The organism is Frankia sp. CoWAU3 (assembly GCF_977971855.1).
In genome coordinates, this window is record NZ_CDWWXB010000031.1 from 20,713 (window position 1) to 24,286 (window position 3,574).

A 3,574-nucleotide genomic window follows, 5' to 3' on the forward strand; every position below is an offset into this window, starting at 1 on the left:
CCGACCGCTGACCGGCTACGAGATCCGGCACGGGCGGCTGAGCGTCGAGGAGCATCCGGACAGCGCGCCGTTCGCAGCGGACGGGGTGCGCGTCGGCGCGGTCGCCGGCACGAGCTGGCACGGGGTGCTGGAGAACGATGCGTTCCGCCGCGCCTATCTCGCCGACGTGGCCACGGCCGCGGGGCGTTCGTTCGTCCCGGCGTTCACGTGCTTCGCCGATGCTCGGCAGCGCCGCCTCGACGCCCTCGGTGACCTCGTCGCCGACCATCTCGACACAGGCGCCCTGCGCCGCCTGCTCGCCGAGGGCACACCCGTCGGCCTGCCGTTCGTCCCCCCGGGCACATCCTGATAATCAACGGTGTTGACATCGTCGCACCACGCAAAATTAATCATGAAAACCACCGCGAATAGCATCTGGGTGGCAGAGGCAGGGGTTGACCGTTACCCGGAACGCCGTGGAAAGCTGGTGCAGGTGGGCAATGGACGGCTCGAAATCGACGGGGTGTCGAAACGGTACGGCGACGTCGTCGCGTTGGAGTCGATGACGTTCGAGGTGCGGGCCGGCGAGCTGTTCGGGTTCGTCGGCAGCAACGGTGCCGGGAAGACGACGACGATGCGTATCGCCCTCGGGGTGCTCGCGGCGGATTCCGGGGTCGTGCGTTATGACGGCGTTCCGCTGACGTTACGCACCCGCCGCCGGATCGGCTACATGCCGGAGGAACGCGGTCTGTACCCGCGGATGCGGGTGGGTGAGCAGCTCGTCTACCTCGCGCAACTGCACGGAATGGGGCTGGCGGCAGCCCGTCGGGCAGTGGCGCGGTGGACCGAGCGGCTGGGGGTGTCCAGCCGCTTGGACGACGAGGTGCAGAAGCTCAGCCTCGGGAACCAGCAGCGGGTGCAACTGGCCGCCGCGCTCGTGCACGATCCGGTCGTCCTGATACTCGACGAGTCGTTCTCCGGATTGGACCCGGTGGCCGTCGACGTGATGAGCGAGGTGCTGCGGGAGCGTCGCGCCGCCGGGGTTCCGGTGATGTTCTCCAGCCATCAGCTCGATCTCGTCGAGCGGTTGTGCGACCGGGTCGGGATCGTGCGGGCGGGCCGGATGGTCGCCTGCGGTTCGGTTGACGAGTTGCGCGCGGGTGGTGATCTGCAGGTGGTGGTGGACGCGCCGGCGGCGCCGCCGGGCTGGGCCGACGGGATACCGGGGGTCGTCGTGCGTCACCGGGACGGGCCGCGGACGGTGCTGGGCCTCACCGCGGGTGCCGACGACCAGGCGGTACTGCCGCGGCGCTGGCCACGGGCCCGGTGCGGGAGTTCCGTCGTCGCCGGCCGTCGTTGACCGAGCTGTTCCGTAACGTCGTCGTGCAGGCCGGGCAGCAGCCGGGGAGTGGGGCGTTCCCGGAGAACGCGGCGTGAGCGTGCGGGGGCTGGATGGCGCGGCGCAGGGGTCGGGCCGGGTGATCCGGCTGATCGCCCGGCGGGAGATCGTGACGAGGACCAGGTCGCGGGCCTTCCGGATCACCACGGGGCTGTTCGTCCTCGGGATCGGCGCCATGGTGCTGCTGATGTCCCTGACCGGCGGCTCGTCGGCGAGCCGGATCGCGTTTACCGCGGTCGACTTCCGGCAGGCGGCGACGGTCGAGGCTGCGGCCCGGTCGCTGGGCGAGGACGTCGAGGTCCGTGCGGTGGCGGATCGGGCGGTCGGCGAGCGGGCCGTGCTCGACGGTGACGTCGACGCGTTCGTCCGCGTGGTTGCGATCCCTGGCGCGGCGGGGAACGCCGTCTACCGGGTGGTCGTCAAGAAGGAGCTCGGCGACCGGCTGACGTCGGTGTTGAGCCTCGCCGCCCGGCAGGTCGCGCTCGAGCGCCAGGTCGTGGGGCTCGGTGGTGATCCGGCCGTCGTGGGGCGAGCCGTGTCCGCGGCCACGGTCCAGGTCAGCGCCCTGCGGCCGGCCTCGGAACGGGACGGGGCCCGGTTGCTGCTCGGCCTGCTCTCCGGCGGGCTGATCTACCTGTCTCTGCTGATCTTCGGCCCGGCCGTGGCGCAGGGGGTGATCGAGGAGAAGAGCAGCCGGGTGGTGGAGCTGCTGCTGGCGACCGTGCGTCCGTGGCAGCTGATGGCCGGCAAGGTCATCGGGATCGGCGCCGTGGCTCTCGGTCAGTTGACGCTGATCGGGGTGGTCGGCGTGTCGTTGGGCCTGACGACCGGGCAGCTCGACATCCCGGCCGGGATCGCGATCGGGTCGGTCGCGCTGGCGCTGCTGTGGTATCTGCTCGGGTTCGCCGTGTACGCGCTGCTGTTCGCGGCCGCCGGGGCACTGGTGTCTCGGCAGGAAGACGCCGGCGGGGTCACGGCGCCGATGATCTTGCTGATCGTCGTCCCGTACGTGCTGGGCATCTCGGTGCTGCCGGGGTCGCCGGACAGCGGCCTCATCCTGGTGCTGGCGATGATTCCGCTGTTCGCGCCGGTCCTGATGCCGATGGTGATCGGGATCGGCAGCGTGGCGGGGTGGCAGGTGGTGGTCGCGATGGCGCTGACGCTCGCGCTGATCGGGGCACTGGTCTGGCTGACCGGGCGGGTGTACGGCAATGCGGTGAAGCGTGGCGGGACTCGGGTGCCGATCCGGGAGGCGCTAGGGACCTCGGCATGACTCGGCCCCTGGTCGATACCATCCGGGACGGGCGGGTCCATCGGACGTCGACCGGGGACACCGAGACCCGGGACACCCAGCGACCCCGGGACACCGAGAACAGGGAACGAGGAGCGGTTCGTGCGAGACATCGCCGTCTTCAGCGGCAGTGCCCATCTGAGTCTCGCCGAGGAGATCTGCACACACCTTGACGTGCCGCTGCATCGGGTGCGGGTGCAGCGTTTTGCCAACGACTGCCTGGAGGTCCAGCTTCCCGCGAACTGCCGGGAACGCGACGTGTTCCTCATCCAGCCGCTGGTCGCACCGGTGCAGGAGAACCTCGTCGAGCTGCTGCTGCTGCTGATGATGATGCTGGACGCGGCGCGCGGGGCGTCGGTGGCGCGCACGACGGTCGTGCTGCCGCACTATGCCTATGCCCGCTCGGACAAGAAGGACGCGCCGCGGATCTCGATCGGCGGGCGGCTGGTCGCGGACCTGCTCGTCACCGCGGGTGCGAACCGCGTCCTCGCGATGACCCTGCACTCGCCGCAGGTCCATGGTTTCTTCAGCGTGCCGGTGGATCATCTGCATGCGTTGCGGGAACTCGCCGCGCACTTCCGTCACTACGAGCTGTCGAACACGACGGTGGTCTCCCCGGACCTCGGCAACGCCAAAGAGGCGGCGGCGTTCGCCCGGATGCTCGGGGTGCGGGTGGCGGCGGGGGCCAAGCAGCGTTTCGCCGACGACCGGGTCAGCATCAGCACGGTCATCGGTGACGTGGCCGGCCGGGACGTCATCGTGCTCGACGACGAGATCGCCAAGGGCAGCACCGTGCTCGAGCTGCTTGAGCGGCTGCGTGAGCTGAACGTGCGGTCGGTGCGGGTGGCGTGTACGCACGGGCTGTTTGCGGCGGGTGCGCTTAAGCGCATCGGCGACCAGCCCGA

General features: G+C 70.3%; 3 protein-coding genes and 1 pseudogene. All 4 read left to right on the forward strand.

The genetic code is table 11. From position 1 onward, the window contains the following. Positions 1 to 349 (forward strand): annotated as a pseudogene (locus AC08ON_RS05355) (cobyric acid synthase); the annotation flags it as partial. Positions 350 to 418: 69 nt separating this feature from the next. Continuing rightward, positions 419 to 1,339 (forward strand): ABC transporter ATP-binding protein, encoded by a 921-nt coding sequence (locus AC08ON_RS05360; RefSeq protein WP_476606735.1) that lies wholly within the window; start codon positions 419 to 421, stop codon positions 1,337 to 1,339. 73 nt (positions 1,340 to 1,412) lie between these two features. Then, entirely contained in the window at positions 1,413 to 2,651 is a 1,239-nt protein-coding gene (locus AC08ON_RS05365) for an ABC transporter permease (RefSeq protein WP_476606736.1), read from the forward strand. 120 nt (positions 2,652 to 2,771) lie between these two features. Next, positions 2,772 to 3,574 (forward strand): ribose-phosphate diphosphokinase (locus AC08ON_RS05370; RefSeq protein WP_476616550.1); only part of this gene is annotated, 803 nt, incomplete at its 3' end.